Below are 19,375 nucleotides of genomic sequence, written 5' to 3'. Positions count from 1 at the left end.
ATAGATTTATGGCAATCTAGGCCTCGGCTGGCTACTTTTCCTATAGATATATAGCAATTTAGATCTCGACTGATCACTTCCCCTATAAATTCAAGGCAACTTAGGCCTCGGCCGGTCACTTTTCCTTTAGTTTTTTAGGTAAATGATACTTGAGATAGCTGTTGGCCAAAAGTAAGTATCTGACGAGGGGGGATTTCTTTCTGTTTGGAAACCAGCTAGCAGAACTGGCTAGTTTGGCTGGTTTCTAAGTCTCAAATAAGGAATTATTTCAAAAACAAATAGAATAACGAAAAGCAATTTTTAGCTGATTGCTGAGAAATGCTAGGTTGTCATAGAGAGATATTTAGCTTTTAGACAGATTTTTTTGGGGAGCTTGTGATATACTGTTAGTATGGAAAAAAATGATATTGTCTACGGCGTACATGCTGTGACCGAGGCCTTGATGGCCAATACAGGAAATAAACTTTACATTCAGGACGACTTGCGTGGCAAAAACGTGAGCAAGCTGAAAGATCTGGCGGCAGAAAAGAAGGTATCCATCTCTTGGACACCCAAGAAAACCTTGCAGGAGATGACGGATGGAGCCGTTCACCAAGGCTTTGTCTTGCGGGTATCGGAGTTTGCCTATGCAGAATTGGCGGATATTTTGAAAAAAGCGGAGCAGGAAGAGAATCCTCTGCTGTTGATTTTGGATGGCTTGACAGACCCGCATAATCTGGGCTCTATCTTACGGACGGCTGATGCTACCAATGTCACGGGAGTGATCATTCCCAAGCACAGAGCAGTCGGCGTGACACCAGTTGTGGCCAAGACCTCTACGGGCGCTATCGAGCACATTCCTATTGCCCGTGTGACCAATCTCAGCCAGACTCTGGACAAGCTCAAGGAAGCTGGCTTCTGGATTTTTGGGACGGATATGCAGGGGACGCCTGTTCATAAGTGGAATACGGCAGGCAAGCTGGCCCTCATCATCGGCAACGAAGGCAAGGGGATTTCCAGTAATATCAAGAAGCAGGTGGACGAAATGCTGACCATTCCCATGAATGGCCATGTTCAAAGCCTCAATGCCAGTGTCGCAGCTGCCATTCTCATGTATGAAGTTTTTAGAAATCGGGTGGGCTAATGCAAGTACTTGGAAGTTATGCGTTAGAAAAATACCAAACAGAAAAGCTTGAACCGATCATTTATGCTATCTACCATAATAAAAGAGAAGATAATTATTGCTTTTGCTTTGAAATCACTGAGGAAGCAGATCAGTATCCCTTAGAGGATTTATTGACCCAATATTCCTTGAATTGCACAGATTTATACGGCCAAGGAAGTCAGGTAAATGGCGCTTGGAAATATCTGGTTGAGGTAGAAACCTTATCCACTGATAAGGCGGATTTCATCAGCATCCTCAATTTTTCTACAATTTTAAATAAAGAGATTGTGAATTATGTAAAAGGAAAATATGAATACCTTGCTGAAAAGAGATGTATGAGTTCCTTTTATATGGGGAACCAAAAAGTGGAAGTTCCTGTCCTTGCTTACCGAAGTGACAACTCTGGGATGGTTTCTTTTCAAAATAAATATCCAGAGGGACAATTAACAAATTTATTTTTAGAAGATAAAAAATATGATGTTGAGTGTTTAGATGGGGAATGGACCTGTATTGAATTACTGAATGGTAAGGCAAACTTGATTTTAAACAATTCACAAGATGAATATTTCCAATATATTTTTGATTTGAAAGGGTTTCAAGGTGTCAGTCCTGTTCTAGACTGACCGAGCGAACTAGCTTTCCTAAAAAGCAATAAATTTCCAATAGCTAGTCCCGATATGGTGGTAGGCAAATCACCACAAATCACCCGCTTATGTCCATGGAGAAGTCTTCTCTGTGGCAACTAAAAAATGATGGAGAAAAAAGATGACCTTCAAAATTTTAACGGATTCGACGGCAGACTTGCCGGAAAGCTGGACCCAAGAACATGATGTGCAGGTTCTGGGCTTGACCATTCAGCTGGACGGCCAAACCCACGAGACCGTCGGACCGGATAAGCTGACCAGTGAGCAGCTTTTAGCCAAGATGGAGTCGGGCAGCAAGCCGACTACCAGCCAGATCAATGTCGGCCAATTTGAAGATGTTTTCCGCCAGTATGCTCAGGAGGGCACAGCAGTTCTCTATGTGGCTTTTGCTTCCGCCCTGTCTGGAACCTACCAAAGTGCAGTCATGGCGCGGGAGATGGTCTTAGAGGATTATCCTAAGGCGATCATCACCATCCTTGATACCAAGGCAGCTTCGATGGGTGAAGGGCTCTTGGTCATGAAGGCTGTAGAAGCGAGAGCAGCAGGTCAAAGCCTAGAGCAGACGGCAGACTTGCTTCAGAGTCTGGTGCCTAGAGTAAAGACCTATTTCTTAGTAGATGATCTCAACCACCTCATGCGGGGTGGCCGCATTTCCAAGGCAGCGGCTCTCATGGGAAGCTTGGTCAATATCAAGCCCATTATCGCAGTCACAGCTGATGGAAGTCTGGATTCGGTCGCTAAGGTGCGAGGCAAGAAGAAGGCGCAGGCTGAGGTGGTTCGGATGACCTTAGATACGATTTCTGATCCACGGGTGGTGGTCGCCTATGCAGGTGAAAAAGAAGTCGCTGAAACTGTCAAGGAGCAGCTTTTAGCTTCTGGGCAGGTCACAGAAGTCCTTATACTGCCTCTTGGTCCGGTTATTTCGACGCATACCGGCCCAGGTACTCTAGGACTCTTTAGCATTGGCAGTGAACTTTCAGACTAAATAGAAATGAAATCGTTATTTTATAAATAATTGCATCAAATATATTGACTTTTGGTTAGAAAATTTGGTATGATAGTAGGCGGTATTGTTTACCCCATTTGTAAGGCCCCGGAACCTTTCAAATAACCTGCGGACCGGAACATCCGCCCTGTAAACAAAAACGATATTCATATAGGAGAAATCATGAACAAAACAACATACATGGCTAAGCCAGGTGAAGTTGAACGCAAATGGTATGTAGTAGACGCTACTGATGTACCTCTTGGACGCCTTTCTGCAGTTGTAGCAAGCGTACTTCGTGGAAAAAACAAACCAACATTCACACCACACACTGATACAGGTGACTTCGTAATCGTTATCAACGCTGAAAAAGTTAAATTGACTGGTAAAAAAGCAACTGATAAAGTTTACTACACTCACTCAATGTACCCAGGTGGTTTGAAGTCTATCACTGCTGGTGAACTTCGCTCTAAGAACGCTGTTCGTTTGATCGAAAAATCAGTTAAAGGTATGCTTCCACACAATACTCTTGGCCGCGCTCAAGGTATGAAGTTGAAAGTATTTGTAGGCGCTGAGCACACTCACGCTGCACAACAACCAGAAGTTCTTGATATTTCAGGACTTATCTAAGGAAAGGAACAATAAAGTATGTCACAAGCACAATATGCAGGTACTGGACGTCGTAAAAACGCTGTTGCACGCGTTCGCCTTGTTCCAGGAACTGGTAAAATCACTGTAAACAAAAAAGATGTTGAAGAGTACATCCCACACGCTGACCTTCGTTTGGTTATCAACCAACCATTCGCAGTTACTTCAACTGTTGGTCAATACGACGTTTTCGTAAACGTTAATGGTGGTGGCTACGCTGGTCAATCAGGCGCTATCCGTCACGGTATCGCTCGTGCCCTTCTTCAAGTAGATCCAGACTTCCGCGATTCATTGAAACGCGCAGGCCTTCTTACTCGTGATGCTCGTATGGTAGAGCGTAAGAAACCAGGTCTTAAGAAAGCTCGTAAAGCATCACAATTCTCAAAACGTTAATCAATACGATTATATCAACGTTTCGAAACACTTCATGGTTCACACCATGGAGTGTTTTTTTGATGATTTTTAGCAAAATTCACACCACTTTTCACACCAAATTCACACCATTACTTTTTAAGATTACGAAAGGCAATTTCTCCAACAGCCATTGGGATTACGTTTGAAGTGTTGACATAAGTCTTAGTTGTAATCGTATCACTATGAGTGAGTGCTTCAGAAATAGCTTCCATAGAGGTTCCAGCCTGTTTAGCGAGTGTAGCTCCTGTATGTCGTAATTTATGAGGGGTTGCATGTGCGAGTTCTGGATGACGACGCTTAACAGATTTCATCTTGTTGTTAAGATAATCAGCATGGAGACAACTGTTTACATTTCCCTTTGTATCAATATACGTAAAAACATACTGTTCAGGAGTTTGCATGATGTTAAATGAAGCCAGTTCAGATTTTTGTTGCTTCTTCCAAGAATTTAACAAGTCGGTAAGTTCTTGTGGAATCGAAAAAATCGTCTTTTTATTCCCTTTAGTTGACTTTTGATTTTTATATCGATCTAAGGCTTGAACCAATTGAATTTGTTTATTTTTGAAATCAATATGTTTCCATTGTAAAGCATAGCTCTCTGACTTTCTATCTCCTAAAAAGAAGGTAGTATAGAACAAAACATAGTCTTTGAATAGAATTTTTTCAGTCTCTAAATCCTTTTCAAAAGCTGTAAACCATGCTTGAAGTTCTTCTTGAGATAGAAATAAATCTTCATCTTTTTTAGATTCCTGTAGCTTGATTTTCTTAGTGGCTTTGATACGGCTTATAGTTTTTGATAAGCGATTAGTTTCGATATACTCTAATTCTTCTGCCCAGTCAAAGATAGAGTTAACGTAGCTCCTGATAACTTTGAAATTTGCATATTCTTCAGCCTTTTGAGTCAATAGATTTAGTACAACTTGCTTATTTTGATTAAGAAAGTCTATTGAATAATTCCCAAGTAAGGGTAAGATGTGTTTTCTAAAAGCAATTTCTGTTCCAACTATAGTTGCTTGAGAAGGTGGTTTAGCAGTAGAAGTAGTCTGACCTGCTTTGTAGGATTCCCACCAAACGTTTTGATAGAAATCTGAAAAAAGGATAGAACCACTATTTTCTAATGAGACTGAATCTCCACTATGAATTTTATCAATCTTATTTTTAAGTTCTAGTTCATATTTTTTTGCTTCAATCCTTGTTTTGAATCGTTTTTCAATCACTTTCTTATCAACACCTAGTGAAGACTTCACTTCCTCAGGAATATAGACACGTAAGCGATAGGTTCCGTTTTTAGTTTTTGTAATAGACATAGTATTCTCCTTTTGAATTGAGCCAGAAAAATACCGTGGCTCTATTATAAACAAACCACGGCAAAAATTCTACTGCTTTTGCAACCAACGATTGATTTCAATTTTGTTAAATCGGACAGTTTTCCCGACACGAATTACTGGTAAACCTTTTTGGATCCAACTGTCAAGAGTGTTATTGGAGATCCCAAGGTATTCGCAGGTTTGTCGTTTGTTTAAATATGAACTTTCAATGTTGCTGTTGTTTAGTTGATTTTCAATTTCTCGTTTGACTGCATCATCAATAAGAAACTTAATTTGTTCATCTGGTAAAAATACTTGCATTTACTTACCTCTTGTTTCTTTCAGGGAATTTTGAGATAATAGCAACAACAAAAGTAGTTGTGCTATTTTTGTTGATTGTTTGGGTTATCGTTGTTCGTTTGGTCGCTTGCATCGATAACCTTTTTTGTTTTGTTCCAATTCATATTTGTCGTCACTGTTTCTAGAATTTCTTCTAACGCCTCATCTCGCTGAATAGCAGGAGACTTTTGAAAAGTGTAAGAATGGTGGACCCGAATGTTAGTTCCGAAGGCTTCTATTGTGCTTTCCTCTGCTGTTTTTTCGTGAGGACAAACATGAAAAATGTCATTGTGTATGTGTACTAACAAGTCAATTCTTCGTACAAATTGTCCTAAGTCTTCATTGTGGTTTCCATTCGCAAAATAGAATAGCTCAACTGGTAACTTTGTACTTGTTATTATAATCACTCTTGCTGAGCCCATTTTATTATGATAACGAGCTGATATTGGACTTATTGTGTATGGATCTAATAACTTTAACCAGTCGGAAACAGTGAAACTATTTCCTTTAATATCATCAAGGAATAGAATTTCTTGACCGCTGTATTCGTCGAATGCATTTGTAGAAGCAGTCATACATGCTTCCCAATTTAATCCATTTTTCACTGCGCTTGCTTGAATAAGCTCTATCAAGTCTTTGCTAAGTTTCGTTTTTCCTACACCGCTACTAGCTTGTATAAAAATTACTGCCTTCTTGAATTTTCCTGCTTCAAGTTCTGCTATTGTACGGTAACTTCTACGCTCCCCAGCAGTTTCTAAAGCTTCATTTACTTTGCGTTTATGTTGGCCGTAAATGGCGTAATACTCGTCTGTGAGCATGATATTACGTTTAGTCACTTCACCATCTAATATCCGTTCAACTAGCCAATCAACACTGAGGTTTGTTTCCTTGGCTTTTTTTGTAGCTCTACCTTTAAGCCATGTCTCTATGCTACGATTGTAGATGCTTGTGTAATCTTCGCCTAAGACGGTGGTGACTTCTTCTGGCCGGTACTGATATTTTGTTTCATCTTTTGCGTGCACTAAGTATGCTAAGCAATTGTCATAACCATACCTACCAGACTTGAGTTTTTCTAGGTACTGTGGTTCAACTTCAACAGCTAATGCAATTTTATTCAAGGAAGCGCCTTTTTCAAATTTCAACAAAGCATGAACGTGAACTGCTTTATCTTCGACTGTATTTGTCATCAGGTTGGAATCCCAAGTCGAAATCTTATCTTTGTCATGTTTAATGATATGAGCTTCTTTAACTATAATATCGCTAGATTTGAGCTTCTTGATAATCATTGCAAGCAATGGACGACAATCGCCATTCTTAGCCTGTTGGACGGGCCCTTTATAGTCAGGTGATAGCCAGTATTTTTCTTCTAATTGTTGTACCAACATAATTGCGGTAAGATTTGCTTCTTTCTTCCCCATAGTTATAGTTACCTCGTTTAATTTAATTATTCTTTTAACTATTCCCTTGATAGAACAAGGGTTTGAATTTTATCAAGAATGCTCAAAGCCTTGTTCTATCTGTTTTTTTGATATGCACGGCACTTGACAAGCCCAGTGCCGTGCAGGCGTTGGAATAGTTAGAATTAGTTTTGTTTCATCTTTTCAAGATGACCGATCATGTGTCTCATCGGATTCGTCATGAATCCGTTATCTAATCCTCAAACCAAGGAGTTTCATAAAAGTGGGGGACCTCCCACTTTTTTCCAGAACCAAGGATACGAGCGACTCCTTGTCCTTTCCCATAGCTACGTTTAGGCATGTCCGCAAACCCGCTCATCAGATACTTGCGTTCATCCGCAGAATCGGCAGCACCACCCAACATAATTACAGCATCGGAACAGTTGACACGAGCAAGAGAGGGGAGAAAGCCCTCTTTTGTAGCAAACTGGCTGATGGCAATGATATGAATACCAGCCGAACCACCAGTAGCAGATAGTCTGTTTATTGCAGTGGTCCAGCGCGAGGTTGCTTTTAGTGTTTTATCAGTCTTGTCTAGTGATTCTAGTGAAGCGTTTAGATTGCCAAGTTCATCGAAAAATAAAGCAATATCAGGCATATCTTCCATTTCTAGATATTTGTCTTTACCTGCTTTATTGATTTTAGCCAGTCGTTCATCCATTATGGAGCACCAATATTCAGCACGCTCGACTATTTTAATAGGATCGGACTGTCCGCCAAATTCACTAACATACCGGTCATATTTAGCAGAATTATATTCTACTATCCAGCCTTGTAAAAGCATAAGTCTAGCCATATATCGACCAGCTAACACTGATTTCCCGGCTCTTGTTCGTGCGATTATAGACATCATAGGAGTTATATCAGAATACCAAACGAGATCTTTAGAAAGTCGTAGTGCATGATGATTTTCGTGTACCAGCTTATCTAATGAGTTGTCGCTTTCAATATATAATCGCTGAGATGTAAGACTGTCTTCAAAGTAAAATAGAATATAGCTATCTCCTGCTGATAGCTCAGAGTTAACAACAGAGAAACGTTGGTACTTACCAGATAAGATTCCAGACACTCTTTGTTGAAATTTTTCGCGGTTTGCTCGTTCCCAGTTTGCGATGTTCTCGATAGCGATATAACCATTCAGTAGGTCTTCGTCTACCCAGACACGTATTTCTGGCATCTCCTGCCCGTAGCGTGTAGTATTAGATAACTTGAGAACATCTGTGATTTGTTTGTCGTTGATTAAACGTGTTAATTGCTTTGCTAATTTCCGCGCTTTGGTTGACATGGGCGGTATCTCGATAGAGGAAACTTCTTCACGTTGGGACCAAGTATACAATAGTATAGAGAATGTGATGATCGTTACGGCGATACTGTATATCAATGGTTTTACCAGATATGTTGACAGTACCGTTATTGTTTGATGTATGCAGAGGATCAATCCAGTTAACCCAATTGTAACCGTAAGGGCTATCAGAGAGAGTTGATAGCCCTGAGGTGTACAATTTAGTGTAGGTTTGATTCTTCGGTATCTACGCCTACGCATTACGCTGAACCACTGCTACTGAGTCAGCAGCATACCAACCTAATCCATTCGAGAGTGCTCCACCCCGTACATTTTCAAATTGTAAAATTTTTCCAAAACTTGTTTCTACTCGGTTTGGAACTTTGATTTTATATTCTAAATCGTTCTTGCTGTCAACGACTAGGTAAAGATATTTTCCATCTTTTTCTTCGACAGATCCAGTAGATAGTACCTTTAATTGCCGAATGACATCTGTTTGGTATACGTTTCCAGTTTTCTCACTTACAAGTTCAAGTGACACTGTTGGTTGATTGAGTACTTCGCTAAGAGTTTTATTCCATTTTGGTGTTGCCATGTTATTTTCCTACTTTCTTTTTCTGAGGCAAATGATAAAAGATTCCGTATAAAACAAGAATTAAGTAACACTCAGTGCAAATATAGGTTAGGAGTGTTCTAATTGATTCGCTATCAAGTTCGTATTCTTTATCATTGTATAGGCTATAAAAGGAGATTTTTTCAGAACTATACCAGCGTTCCCATAGTTTTTCAGGTACACACGTGAAGAAAGTATCTCCTGACCGTTTTTGATAACTTGTGTTACTGTAATTTGTCATACGACATTCTCGTAGTTGTTGTAAATGTTTTTGAAGTGTTTGAGAAATCATTATATCTACTATTGCTTTCTAACCGACTAGAGCTCCGTCGGTGGGAGATGCCGAAAGAAATTCCGGAATTTTTCTTTGTGGTAACATTATACTACAGAATCAGATAATAAAAAACAAAATATTGCAAAATAAACGGACATATTAAAAAAGGAAATAACGCCTTACATACTGGAGTTTTGTTTGATTTTTTGAAAAATAAAAGGTAAAATTAAAGTAATAAAAGGAATGGGGTGATATGATGCCAAAAATTGCATCTGAGACAATCGTTAAAAATAACGTACGATATTATACAACAAATTACTTTGCTAAACAGACATTTGTGACTGCAAGAAATGCAAGAAAATACTTGTCACGATTTGATAGTGTTGAAGGATATTCTAATCCAAAGTTATACACTGAGGAAGTTATGATGGCGGCCATTGCTACCTATGAAGCTGATAAGCCACAGGAAGAATTTGAAGAAAGGCGGGAAAGAAGGAGGGCTGAAATCGAAGAGGCTAAACGTATTGAATTTTTTGAGTCGCTTGAAAATGAAGATCCAAATATAGTAGAAAATGACACAGGATATCAAAGAGAACTAGATGCTTTGCGAACTGTAAATGAAAACTACAGGGAGGATCTTATCATTATGATGCTAAAGCATTTACTGTATTTAAAAGGATATGAATTTAATGAAGAGCTTTTCCGTAATGATCTAGAATATCATGCTATTGCAGAAGAATTTAGGGAAGAAGGGGTTATGAGAACAAAAGAACATCGTAAAATTGTAAAACGCCTAGAGTCTTCTCATGCATATTTGTTGAAAAAATAAAACTATAAGTTTATAAACAATTGATTAAACAAGACTTAAACTATTGATACAACTGAATTAGAAGCATAAAGTACATTCTTTAAAAAGTGTACTTTATTTTTGTTTTGTACATTATTCTGGAGTGGTATTTTGTATATTTTATAGTTCATCATATTATCAAATCTAAGAAATTGATTTGTACATTTTTTTCAATGATAATCAATGTATAATAAATAAATTTAAAGTTCAAATTCTGGAACTAGTTTCACATACAATAAATTGAATTCTAACATATACCCGAATATAATGAAGTTGGGTAGAGTAGAGATTTACCCAGAAAGGAGGTTTTCCTGCAACATAACCATTCTAAGTAAGAAACCAACTGGTTAGTATACTCTTAATAAGTAAAAAGAAAGTAGGTCTAAAAAATGACTAAAAAAGCTTTACCTTTAACATTAACTATTTTGACAGTAGGATTAACTTTATATGCTTTATTAAACCCTGTTATTGCTAATTCGTTAGGAAGCCACCAAAAAGAGAATCAAACAATTGCAATTTATAAAAATCTCCTAAAAAGTAAATCAGAAAAAGAAATCAACGAATATTTCTCAAACCTACCTGATGACAAATTAATTATTGCGGATAAGTCAGGTGGTTTTACAACAAGCTCAACAAATGATTATAGTGATCCAGTTGAAACAATTGATAAAGATGGCAATAGAGAAGTGAAATCATTTCAAGATAAAACTGTTTCGGCAACAATCGGTGAAATTAAAGAAGCATTAAAGAATAACTAGATAGTAAACACAAAATGCTAGATTATAAGAGTTCTATTTATATGTAGAACTCTTTTTCTGATTAGCGATTTAATAGTATAAGAAAATGCATGTTTCAAAAATTTCCAGTGCTCACTTAAACAAAGTATATTATTGAGAATTATTTGGTATAAAATTTGTTTTAATTACAGTTTTAGCTTTTTTATATAAGTATGACTCGATAGGAAGAAATGTGATATAATTCTTTTAGAATATTTGCTTGATAGAGTAACTACGTTAGTAGTAGTAGCTCGCTATACCGATCCTCGGATCTATAATTAGAATTAAAAATATTTAGTGAGGGAAGAGATGATTTTTATTAGTTATAATCACAATGATCAACAGTTAGTTGATATGGTTGCTAGGCAGTTAGAGGTATCATTTGGTAGAAATAATATTTTTTACGATAAGTGGTCGATGCAACCAGGTGACAGTATTGTAGGTAAGATGAATGAAGGACTAGAGCAGTATACTACTTTTTTCTATTTTTTATCTAATAATTCTCTTAAAAGTAATATGGTTACAAGGGAATGGCAGAGTGCATTAATGAGTGCAATTAGTAATAATCTAAAATTTGTACCCATCCGCCTTGATGATTGCAATCCTCCAGCTATTATGAAAGATTTGCTCTATATTGATTTATATGGTTCTGGTATTGATGAAGCTATTTCACAAATGCGAGCTGTCGTAAGTAGAGAAAATAATTACAAACCCTTAGAGGATAAAGAAAATCTTGTTGCTATTTTACATAGAAAAACGGACTTTGAAATTGAATTCGAGGTACGAGCAACAATGTTTAGTGTCCAAAGTGTTGGTTTTGCATTTGTATGCGATAATGATTTTGATGACTTCGATGTTTTAATTCATGATGAACAAATGATATATACTCGAAATGGAGAGGCATTTAAAGTTTTATCAAATTGGGAACAGAAAAATATAAATATGGTTGTTAAAACAATATATAGAGTTTTAACACCAAATAGATCATTGAGAGGTGTCTTAAAATCTAAAAGATCCCCTCTTAATTTCGAAGGGATTCTTCATTATTTGTCCGAAAATAATTTTAAGGAAATAAATTTAATTTGGACGTAAAATTGTTAAATAGTGTGAATTTTATGGTAAAATCTAGCTCAATCCGTTTATTTTTAGGGGAAAATTCACACCATTCAACTGAAATTTATTCAAATTAAATGAAAATGTTCTTTCTGAAAACGTTGGAAAACATTGATTTTAAGCATATATTGAAACTTATTCAAATAAAAATCTTTTAACCAGGCTTGAAAAAAGCCCGTAAGGCTTCACAATTTAGTAAACGTTGATTCTAAAGAATTACAATACATACAAAGAGCAACTTTCGGGGTGTTCTTTGTTTATTGTTTTTAATAAGCGTAGTGGATTGAAAAATAGTGATAGTGTTAAAAGGGTAATGTGGGTAGTAAACAAAATCTTTCACTGTTAAGTTTGTAAGCCATACTTGAATTTTGAATATTTTTTAGGAGAAAAAATTACTATAAATGTTGGAATATAAGGAAAATTTCAGAAGTTGCATATATAGAATATTGTTGACAAATATTTTATGTTTTGTTATACTTATATCAGATTTGAAGTCATCGAAGGTACCGTCTGGTATAACTAGGTGGCCTTTTTTTATACATAGAGGGAATATTATTTATGTCAGATAACATATTTGAACTCAAAAATTTTAAAGAATATTTACCATTAGAAGTTGATATTTCTGATAAAGATTATTTACATTATAAACCGGTTTTAGCACCAACTCAATTGAAGAAAGAAATTGAACCATCGTTATCGGAAGAGAAGCTTTATGACCACATGAAATATATATCTAAATGGGATTTCTCAAGAAAAGATTGCGATGATTTCTATAAAGAAGATTGCGTTAATTTTTTAAGAGATATTGATTTTCAATCATTCTCACAGTATGGTAAGCTAACGGAACGTAATTATTTCAAAGCAAAATCTGCCTATTTATTTGATAGCTATTTAAGAAATTTTCTTCAAGAGATTTTAGAACGTATTGAAGTTTTTTTGAAAAAGAGTACCTCAGATGCTATAACATTGGGTTATAATAAAGGAATCTATATTTTTGAAGATGATGAGTTGTATTATGATGAGAGTAAAAAATATAGTAAGGATAACTCCCATAGGAAAGATATAGTTCTTCGAACGAAATATTATTTATCTAGCCTGATATTGCAAAAAAGTGATGATAATATAGTTAAAAAACAGATATCTGAATTTGGGGTAGTGCTTCCTTGGACAGTTTTCCGCTTGATGACATTTGGGAATATCTCTTCTTTTTTGGTTGCGTTGCAGCCTCTTTATAGAAATAAGGTTGCTTCCTATGTGAGTTCACCCTTAGATTCAACAAATAAAATTTCCGCTAAGGTATTGTTGTCATGGTGTAATGCTCTACGCTACTTGAGAAATATCTGTTCCCACAATGGACGTTTATATGGTCGGTTGCACAATTTGCCACCAATTATTCATCGTGCTGATGAAGAATTGGTGTGTGATTGTTTAGATGATGATGATGATAAAAAATTATTTGTCTATTTTGTGGCAATGAGGCATATCATAATATCTATGTCTGAAGAGTCACATTTATTTTGGAATGATAAGTTAAAACGATTGTTGGAAGAGAGTCATCGCTATGAAATCGATTTTGTAAATTATGGTTTTCCAGAAAATTGGTTTGAGTTGCTAACAATCTAGATAAAAAATTCATAAAACTAATAATAACAAAAATGGTGTGAACTTTTTGGTAAAATCTAGCTCAATTCGTGTATTTTTAGGGTAAAATTCACACCATTCAACAGAATTTTATTAAAATTAGATGAAATTCTGTTTTCTGTAAATGTTGGAAAACATTGATTTTAAGCGGATATTGAAACTTATTCAAATAAAAGTGTTTCCAACCAGGCTTGAAGAAAGCTCGTAAAGCATCACAATTCTCAAAACGTTAATCAATACGATACTATCAACGTTTACAGACATTCAAGAATTTTCTCTTGGATGTCTTTTTTGTATAAAAAATAGTTGTTTTTCGGAAAGTTAGCTATTAATATTTATCAATGATAAAAATAGCATGTTTTAAGGGACTGACCCCAAAAAGTGAGAATTTAATAAAAAGACTTGACATAATTCGTTTACAATAGTAAACTTATTTTAAACATATTCGTTTACATCTGTAGACAACTAGGGAGGAAGGAGAATGAGCACAATAGAATTTAATACTTATATCACAGATGCAGAATGGGAAGTCATGCGTGTAGTTTGGGCAAATGATCGAGTAACTAGTAAAAAAGTCATTTCCGTATTGCAAGAAAAAATGGACTGGACACAATCCACTATCAAAACGATCTTAGGTCGATTAGTTGGAAAAGGCGTACTAAATACAGAGCATGAAGGTAGAAAGTTTATTTACACTGCCAATATTGAAGAGACAGAAGCCGTAAGGGATTATGCAGAAGATATTTTTAACCGTATTTGCAATAAGAAAGTCGGAAATGTAATAGGAAGCATCATTGAAGATCATGTTTTAAGCTTCGATGATATAGATCGACTAGAAAAAATATTAGAGATGAAAAAATCTTTCGCAGTAGAAGAAGTGGATTGCAATTGTCCAGAAGGACAATGCGAATGTCATTTACATCATCATTAAGCATAAGGAGGAATTTAAAATGAATAATGACAACATGGATAAGTTAAAACACGAGCATGGAATCACAGATGAACATGGATACCATAAGGATCAACATCAAGTACATCATGCTGGGCATGATCACTGTGGGCACAGTGGGCATGACCACAGCGGGCACAGTGGACATAATCACAGCGGGCACAGTGGGCATGCCCACCATCATCACGGAAGCTTTAAGGAACTTTTCTTAAAGTCATTGCCACTAGGATTCATTATTATGCTCTTATCCCCTATACATGGATTTAAACTACCATTCCAGTTTACTTTTCCATATTATGATATTGTAGTAGCTATTTTATCTACTATATTAATTATTTATGGTGGACGTCCATTCTATCAAGGTGCAGTTGACGAATTTAAACAAAAAAAACCTGGAATGATGGCACTCGTTTCTTTAGGTTTAAGTGTTTCATATTTATACAGTATTTATGCTGTGATCATTACCTATGTAACGGGTGAACACGTGATGGACTTTTTCTTTGAATTTGCTTCATTACTATTAATCATGCTATTAGGTCACTGGATTGAGATGAAAGCTATTGGAGAAGCAGGAGACGCACAAGCAGAATTGGCTAAGTTAGTGCCGAAAGATGCTCACGTTGTATTAGAAGACGATTCAATTGAAACACGACCAGTTGCTGACTTAAAGGTAGGTGATTTAATTCGTGTTCAAGCTGGAGAAAATGTGCCAGCAGACGGGATTATCGAGCGTGGCGAATCACGTTTAAATGAAGCTCTTCTAACTGGGGAGTCAAAAGCAGTAAAAAAAGGCCCTGGCGATGAAGTAATCGGGGGCTCAACAAATGGAGAAGGGGTTCTTTATATTAAAGTGCTTGAGACAGGTGATCAATCCTTTATCTCTCAAGTACAGACTTTAATTAGCCAAGCTCAAAGTCAGCCTTCCAGGGCAGAAAATATTGCGCAAAAGGTTGCAGGGTGGCTCTTCTATATTGCTGTTATTGTCGCGCTAATTGCTTTTGTAGTGTGGATGATTATTGGAGATATCCCAACGGCAGTTATATTTACTATTACTACATTAGTTATTGCTTGTCCGCACGCATTGGGTCTGGCTATTCCATTGGTAACCGCCCGTAGCACAAGCTTAGGAGCTAGCCGTGGCTTACTAGTAAAAGACCGCCAAGCCTTAGAAATAGCTCAAGATGCAGATGTGATGATTTTAGATAAAACGGGTACTTTAACAACTGGTGAATTTAAAGTATTAGATGTAAAACTTCTTAATGACAAATATACAAAAGATGAAATCATTGCCTTATTGGCAGGTATTGAAGGAGGATCTAGCCACCCAATTGCTCAATCAATTATAAGTTTCGCCGAGCAGCAAAATATACGTCCAGCATCTTTTGATTCGATTGATGTGATTTCCGGTTCTGGAGTAGAGGGTAAAGCAGGTGGGCACCGTTACCAATTAATCAGTCAAAAAGCCTATGGACGTAATCTTGATATGGATACTCCAAAAGGAGCAACTCTTAGTGTCTTAGTAGAAAACGATGATGCCATTGGTGCTGTAGCTTTAGGGGACGAATTAAAACCAACGAGTAAAGAGTTAATTAAAGCTCTTAAAAAGAACAATATTCGACCAATTATGGCAACAGGTGATAATGAAAAAGCGGCTCAAGGCGCGGCAGTAGATTTAGGGATTGAATATAGATCAAATCAATCTCCACAAGACAAATATGAGTTAGTTAAAACACTTAAAGATGAAGGAAAGAAAGTTATCATGGTAGGTGATGGTGTAAATGATGCTCCTTCTCTTGCCTTAGCAGATGTTGGTATAGCTATAGGTGCTGGAACTCAAGTTGCGTTGGATTCAGCTGATGTCATATTGACTCAATCTGATCCAGGAGATATTGAATCATTCATTGAATTAGCACACAAAACAACTCGTAAAATGAAACAAAACCTATTTTGGGGAGCTGGTTATAACTTTATAGCTATCCCTCTAGCTGCAGGAATTTTGGCTCCTATTGGTATCACATTAAGCCCTGCATTAGGAGCAATCCTAATGTCTGTGTCAACAGTCATCGTCGCCATTAATGCTATGTTATTAAGTTTAGATCCAAAAAATAACGGTTAACAGATCGAATGATTGAAACTCCATAAAGTATCAAGATACAATAGTTTTACAGGAGAAAAAGAGATGTAAGTACTGGTTCTTTGTAAAATCGTGTTGGTAGAAGTAGAGGATTTTTCTACCAACACGATTTTTAATTTATTATAGAACTGATTTCTTTTAAAATCCTAAAAGCCACCTATTTCGACAGTTTTATAGCTTGTTATTCTATTTTCTTGACAATAATACCACCGTCTCCACACGTTTTTTAACCATAAAAAGCCACCTCCATGAGCATTTGATTATATTGTACCAAATCCAACTTGGAGGTGTTTTTATTTAATTCTCATTTACGGGGGTCAGTGCCAATTAAAATTGCGTATTTTTTATTTAAAATGTATTAGAATTAAATTCATATAAAATATGCACGAAAAATAAATCAAAATTAAAAAGTACAAATTAATGAAGTGATTATTGCTAAAAATAGTTAATAATTGGTTAAACAAAATATATAACTCGTTTATAAATTTATAGAAATGAACCATTATAAATCTCCTCTTAAATATTGAAAAAACCATTCGCAGTGGACATACTTTAAGACTATATATTTCTGAAACTAGTTTCACAATACAAATATTGACATGCAATTATTAATTGGTGGATTTTAAGTTGACATCTACAAAGGTTAATGTTAGAATACATTCAAAAATATATTTGAATGAGGTGTTTTATGATTCAAAATGTTGTTACTTCAATAATCCTGTATTCTGGGACAGCCGTAGACTTACTTATTATCCTAATGTTATTTTTTGCCAAAAGAAAAAGCAGAAAAGACATCATTAACATCTATTTAGGACAATTTCTAGGCTCTGTTAGTCTAATATTGCTAAGTTTACTTTTTGCATTTGTCTTAAATTATATTCCTAGTAAAGAGATTTTAGGTTTGCTCGGTTTGATTCCAATTTTCCTAGGGCTCAAAGTTTTGCTTTTAGGAGATTCTGATGGAGAAGCTATTGCAAAAGATGGTTTGCGAAAAGACAATAAAAACCTGATTTTTCTAGTCGCTATGATCACTTTTGCAAGTTGTGGCGCTGACAATATTGGTGTCTTTGTCCCATATTTTACCACCTTAAATTTAGCGAATTTGATAGTGACTTTACTTACTTTTCTAGTCATGATTTATCTCTTGGTTTTTTCTGCCCAAAAATTAGCACAAGTCCCTTCTGTTGGAGAAACTTTGGAAAAATATAGCAGATGGTTTATTGCCGTTGTCTATTTAGGATTGGGGATGTATATCCTGATTGAAAACAACAGCTTTGACATGCTATGGGCTGTGTAAGGCTAGGAGAATAAATTATGAGAAAAGATAGTATCTGTCAAGTGGATGTTATAAATCAACAAAATGTTACAACCGCAACGAACTACCTTGAAAAGGAAAAAGTCCAAAAATCACTTCGCATTTTATCAAAATTTACCGATAATAAACAGATAAATATCATCTTTTGTCTCCTTGCCGTCGAAGAACTCTGTGTCTGTGATATAGCCTGTTTACTAAATCTCAGTATGGCATCTGCCTCCCACCATCTTCGTAAACTAGCCAATCAAAACATCTTGGATACTAGAAGAGAGGGGAAAATTATATATTATTTTATAAAAGATGAGGAAATCAAAGACTTTTTTAATCAACTAGGATAACAACTATTTTTACTACTTTATCATGATTATATATAGGACTTATCTATGAAATTTTTTGATGAAAATTACTCACAAGAAAGACTACTCGTAGCAAATGTTTAAGAAAAAAGTATAATTTAAAGCAAAGCGACCTAGGTAATGCAGGTCAAGTTAGCCAAGTTGAAAAGGAAGAAATCTGAAAGAAAATGTATCTTTGATAGTAGTCATTTATTGTGAAATATGATAGAATTTATTAATTAGATGGATGAATATTTCTAAAGTTAAATAAGATATGACAGATACATTTTTTTAGTGTATCTTGTTTGTACTCAAAGTATGAAATGAATATCTAATATTTAAGATTAATAAACATTATACGATGAGATAGAATGCTACAAAATGAAAGGCGATGTAATTTGATGAAGAAAGATAGATTAATTGCACTGACAGATGCGGTTCTAGCAATTATAATGACTATCCTAATCTTAGAATTAGAAAAACCAACGACACCAAGTCTTCAAGCTTTTTGGGATTTACGGCAAAATTTCTTTGCTTATTTTCTTTCCTTTTTCTGGTTGGGATCGTTATGGATGGCACTAAACACATTATGGGAAAAGGTTGAGAAAATTTCTCAACAAATTGTTTGGTGGAATTTGTTTCTTTTATTTTTTGTTTCATTTATGCCCTATGCTACTGGAATAGTTAGTAGTCATTTCATGAATCATACGGCACAGCTCTTTTATGGACTGATCGTTATTGTGTCAACGGTAGCAAACTGGTTTTTACATAAAGTAATTGATAAACCCAATATAGATCAGAAAGAATTACTTGAAGCTACCGCACAATATAGAAAGTTATTGATACCTGACCTAATAATTAAAGGAGTGGGATTGATTCTATCCTTAATTCTCTATCCTCCGATTATGATGTATAGTGTTTTAATTGCGGCATTTTACATCATAACTTTAAAAACACTATCTGAAAAAAGAGTGAATAACTAGAAAACGGTGACCAAAGTTAGGTGTATTATTTTAATGCTTACAGACCTAAACTATTCCTCTATTTATAATTTATTGATTCATATTTTATGAAATTAAAAAGTAGATATCGTTCTGAAAATCCTTGATATTACGCTGTTTTTAGTCCAACTGAAATCCATACTTTCCAAACCAGGCT

19 protein-coding genes are annotated in these 19,375 nt (G+C 35.8%); 14 read left to right on the top strand and 5 right to left on the bottom strand.

Annotation, left to right across the window (positions count from 1 at the left end):
• Window positions 1-391 precede the first annotated feature (391 nt).
• The 5 genes from rlmB to rpsI all read left to right on the top strand — a co-directional run bounded on the left by rlmB (window position 392) and on the right by rpsI (window position 3,814).
• On the top strand, window positions 392-1,123 hold the full coding sequence (gene rlmB, locus A0765_RS05605; protein ID WP_062005190.1) for a 23S rRNA (guanosine(2251)-2'-O)-methyltransferase RlmB: 732 nt from the start codon (window positions 392-394) through the stop codon (window positions 1,121-1,123).
• Window positions 1,123-1,767, top strand: coding sequence for a hypothetical protein (locus tag A0765_RS05600; RefSeq protein WP_062005188.1), 645 nt, complete (start codon window positions 1,123-1,125; stop codon window positions 1,765-1,767). The genes rlmB and A0765_RS05600 overlap by 1 nt, the downstream gene beginning before the upstream one ends.
• A gap of 142 nt (window positions 1,768-1,909) precedes the next feature.
• Window positions 1,910-2,773, top strand: coding sequence for a DegV family protein (locus tag A0765_RS05595; protein ID WP_062005185.1), 864 nt, complete (start codon window positions 1,910-1,912; stop codon window positions 2,771-2,773).
• 183 nt (window positions 2,774-2,956) lie between these two features.
• Window positions 2,957-3,403, top strand: a complete 447-nt coding sequence (rplM, locus tag A0765_RS05590; protein ID WP_003026230.1) for a 50S ribosomal protein L13 — start codon at window positions 2,957-2,959, stop codon at window positions 3,401-3,403.
• 18 nt (window positions 3,404-3,421) lie between these two features.
• Complete coding sequence (rpsI, locus tag A0765_RS05585) at window positions 3,422-3,814, top strand: 30S ribosomal protein S9 (protein WP_015605730.1); 393 nt, start codon at window positions 3,422-3,424, stop codon at window positions 3,812-3,814.
• A 110-nt stretch (window positions 3,815-3,924) separates the two neighbouring features.
• Here the strand turns inward: rpsI and A0765_RS05580 are convergent, their stop codons facing one another.
• The 5 genes from A0765_RS05580 to A0765_RS05560 form a co-directional block, all read right to left on the bottom strand.
• Window positions 3,925-5,142: a tyrosine-type recombinase/integrase gene (locus A0765_RS05580; protein WP_062005183.1), complete on the bottom strand. Its 1,218-nt coding sequence runs from the start codon at window positions 5,140-5,142 to the stop codon at window positions 3,925-3,927.
• A gap of 69 nt (window positions 5,143-5,211) precedes the next feature.
• Window positions 5,212-5,463, bottom strand: coding sequence for a helix-turn-helix domain-containing protein (locus tag A0765_RS05575; protein ID WP_045759091.1), 252 nt, complete (start codon window positions 5,461-5,463; stop codon window positions 5,212-5,214).
• Window positions 5,464-5,525: 62 nt separating this feature from the next.
• Window positions 5,526-6,899: a Rep family protein gene (locus A0765_RS05570; RefSeq protein ID WP_062005181.1), complete on the bottom strand. Its 1,374-nt coding sequence runs from the start codon at window positions 6,897-6,899 to the stop codon at window positions 5,526-5,528.
• 232 nt (window positions 6,900-7,131) lie between these two features.
• On the bottom strand, window positions 7,132-8,223 hold the full coding sequence (locus A0765_RS05565; RefSeq protein ID WP_257000822.1) for a cell division protein FtsK: 1,092 nt from the start codon (window positions 8,221-8,223) through the stop codon (window positions 7,132-7,134).
• A 250-nt stretch (window positions 8,224-8,473) separates the two neighbouring features.
• On the bottom strand, window positions 8,474-8,815 hold the full coding sequence (locus A0765_RS05560; protein WP_062005177.1) for a hypothetical protein: 342 nt from the start codon (window positions 8,813-8,815) through the stop codon (window positions 8,474-8,476).
• Between the two features lie 545 nt (window positions 8,816-9,360).
• Between A0765_RS05560 and A0765_RS05555 the strand changes: the two genes are divergently transcribed.
• From A0765_RS05555 to A0765_RS05515, 9 genes are all read left to right on the top strand, one after another.
• Window positions 9,361-9,936, top strand: a complete 576-nt coding sequence (locus A0765_RS05555; RefSeq protein ID WP_062005175.1) for a hypothetical protein — start codon at window positions 9,361-9,363, stop codon at window positions 9,934-9,936.
• 407 nt (window positions 9,937-10,343) lie between these two features.
• Window positions 10,344-10,712: a hypothetical protein gene (locus tag A0765_RS05550; protein ID WP_062005173.1), complete on the top strand. Its 369-nt coding sequence runs from the start codon at window positions 10,344-10,346 to the stop codon at window positions 10,710-10,712.
• A gap of 327 nt (window positions 10,713-11,039) precedes the next feature.
• Window positions 11,040-11,822, top strand: a complete 783-nt coding sequence (locus tag A0765_RS05545; RefSeq protein ID WP_062005171.1) for a toll/interleukin-1 receptor domain-containing protein — start codon at window positions 11,040-11,042, stop codon at window positions 11,820-11,822.
• A gap of 579 nt (window positions 11,823-12,401) precedes the next feature.
• Window positions 12,402-13,466 carry an Abi family protein gene (locus tag A0765_RS05540; protein WP_062005169.1) on the top strand — a complete coding sequence of 355 codons (1,065 nt, stop codon included), beginning with the start codon at window positions 12,402-12,404 and terminating at the stop codon, window positions 13,464-13,466.
• Window positions 13,467-13,965: 499 nt separating this feature from the next.
• On the top strand, window positions 13,966-14,415 hold the full coding sequence (locus A0765_RS05535; protein WP_002908710.1) for a CopY/TcrY family copper transport repressor: 450 nt from the start codon (window positions 13,966-13,968) through the stop codon (window positions 14,413-14,415).
• Between the two features lie 19 nt (window positions 14,416-14,434).
• The gene (locus A0765_RS05530) at window positions 14,435-16,549 is read left to right on the top strand and encodes a heavy metal translocating P-type ATPase (protein ID WP_062005168.1); all 2,115 of its coding nucleotides are present in this window, start codon (window positions 14,435-14,437) and stop codon (window positions 16,547-16,549) included.
• Between the two features lie 706 nt (window positions 16,550-17,255).
• Entirely contained in the window at window positions 17,256-17,864 is a 609-nt protein-coding gene (locus tag A0765_RS05525) for a CadD family cadmium resistance transporter (RefSeq protein WP_062005166.1), read from the top strand.
• A gap of 17 nt (window positions 17,865-17,881) precedes the next feature.
• Window positions 17,882-18,220, top strand: coding sequence for a Cd(II)/Zn(II)-sensing metalloregulatory transcriptional regulator CadX (cadX, locus tag A0765_RS05520; protein ID WP_062005164.1), 339 nt, complete (start codon window positions 17,882-17,884; stop codon window positions 18,218-18,220).
• A 398-nt stretch (window positions 18,221-18,618) separates the two neighbouring features.
• Entirely contained in the window at window positions 18,619-19,200 is a 582-nt protein-coding gene (locus A0765_RS05515) for a TMEM175 family protein (protein WP_014633791.1), read from the top strand.
• The last annotated feature ends 175 nt before the right edge of the window (window positions 19,201-19,375 follow it).

Source organism: Streptococcus cristatus (assembly GCF_001588905.1).
Classification (GTDB): domain Bacteria; phylum Bacillota; class Bacilli; order Lactobacillales; family Streptococcaceae; genus Streptococcus; species Streptococcus cristatus_N.
The sequence above is the reverse complement of the archived record's forward strand: the minus strand, read 5'-3'. Positions and strand labels throughout refer to the sequence as shown.

What these genes read in the sequence shown, in the direction of transcription:
- rlmB (WP_062005190.1), top strand. Translation starts at nt 392, where the DNA reads ATGGAAAAAAATGATATTGTCTACGGCGTACATGCTGTGACCGAGGCC.
- A0765_RS05600 (WP_062005188.1), top strand. Translation starts at nt 1,123, where the DNA reads ATGCAAGTACTTGGAAGTTATGCGTTAGAAAAATACCAAACAGAAAAG.
- A0765_RS05595 (WP_062005185.1), top strand. Translation starts at nt 1,910, where the DNA reads ATGACCTTCAAAATTTTAACGGATTCGACGGCAGACTTGCCGGAAAGC.
- rplM (WP_003026230.1), top strand. Translation starts at nt 2,957, where the DNA reads ATGAACAAAACAACATACATGGCTAAGCCAGGTGAAGTTGAACGCAAA.
- rpsI (WP_015605730.1), top strand. Translation starts at nt 3,422, where the DNA reads ATGTCACAAGCACAATATGCAGGTACTGGACGTCGTAAAAACGCTGTT.
- A0765_RS05580 (WP_062005183.1), bottom strand. Translation starts at nt 5,142, where the DNA reads ATGTCTATTACAAAAACTAAAAACGGAACCTATCGCTTACGTGTCTAT.
- A0765_RS05575 (WP_045759091.1), bottom strand. Translation starts at nt 5,463, where the DNA reads ATGCAAGTATTTTTACCAGATGAACAAATTAAGTTTCTTATTGATGAT.
- A0765_RS05570 (WP_062005181.1), bottom strand. Translation starts at nt 6,899, where the DNA reads ATGGGGAAGAAAGAAGCAAATCTTACCGCAATTATGTTGGTACAACAA.
- A0765_RS05565 (WP_257000822.1), bottom strand. Translation starts at nt 8,223, where the DNA reads ATGTCAACCAAAGCGCGGAAATTAGCAAAGCAATTAACACGTTTAATC.
- A0765_RS05560 (WP_062005177.1), bottom strand. Translation starts at nt 8,815, where the DNA reads ATGGCAACACCAAAATGGAATAAAACTCTTAGCGAAGTACTCAATCAA.
- A0765_RS05555 (WP_062005175.1), top strand. Translation starts at nt 9,361, where the DNA reads ATGATGCCAAAAATTGCATCTGAGACAATCGTTAAAAATAACGTACGA.
- A0765_RS05550 (WP_062005173.1), top strand. Translation starts at nt 10,344, where the DNA reads ATGACTAAAAAAGCTTTACCTTTAACATTAACTATTTTGACAGTAGGA.
- A0765_RS05545 (WP_062005171.1), top strand. Translation starts at nt 11,040, where the DNA reads ATGATTTTTATTAGTTATAATCACAATGATCAACAGTTAGTTGATATG.
- A0765_RS05540 (WP_062005169.1), top strand. Translation starts at nt 12,402, where the DNA reads ATGTCAGATAACATATTTGAACTCAAAAATTTTAAAGAATATTTACCA.
- A0765_RS05535 (WP_002908710.1), top strand. Translation starts at nt 13,966, where the DNA reads ATGAGCACAATAGAATTTAATACTTATATCACAGATGCAGAATGGGAA.
- A0765_RS05530 (WP_062005168.1), top strand. Translation starts at nt 14,435, where the DNA reads ATGAATAATGACAACATGGATAAGTTAAAACACGAGCATGGAATCACA.
- A0765_RS05525 (WP_062005166.1), top strand. Translation starts at nt 17,256, where the DNA reads ATGATTCAAAATGTTGTTACTTCAATAATCCTGTATTCTGGGACAGCC.
- cadX (WP_062005164.1), top strand. Translation starts at nt 17,882, where the DNA reads ATGAGAAAAGATAGTATCTGTCAAGTGGATGTTATAAATCAACAAAAT.
- A0765_RS05515 (WP_014633791.1), top strand. Translation starts at nt 18,619, where the DNA reads ATGAAGAAAGATAGATTAATTGCACTGACAGATGCGGTTCTAGCAATT.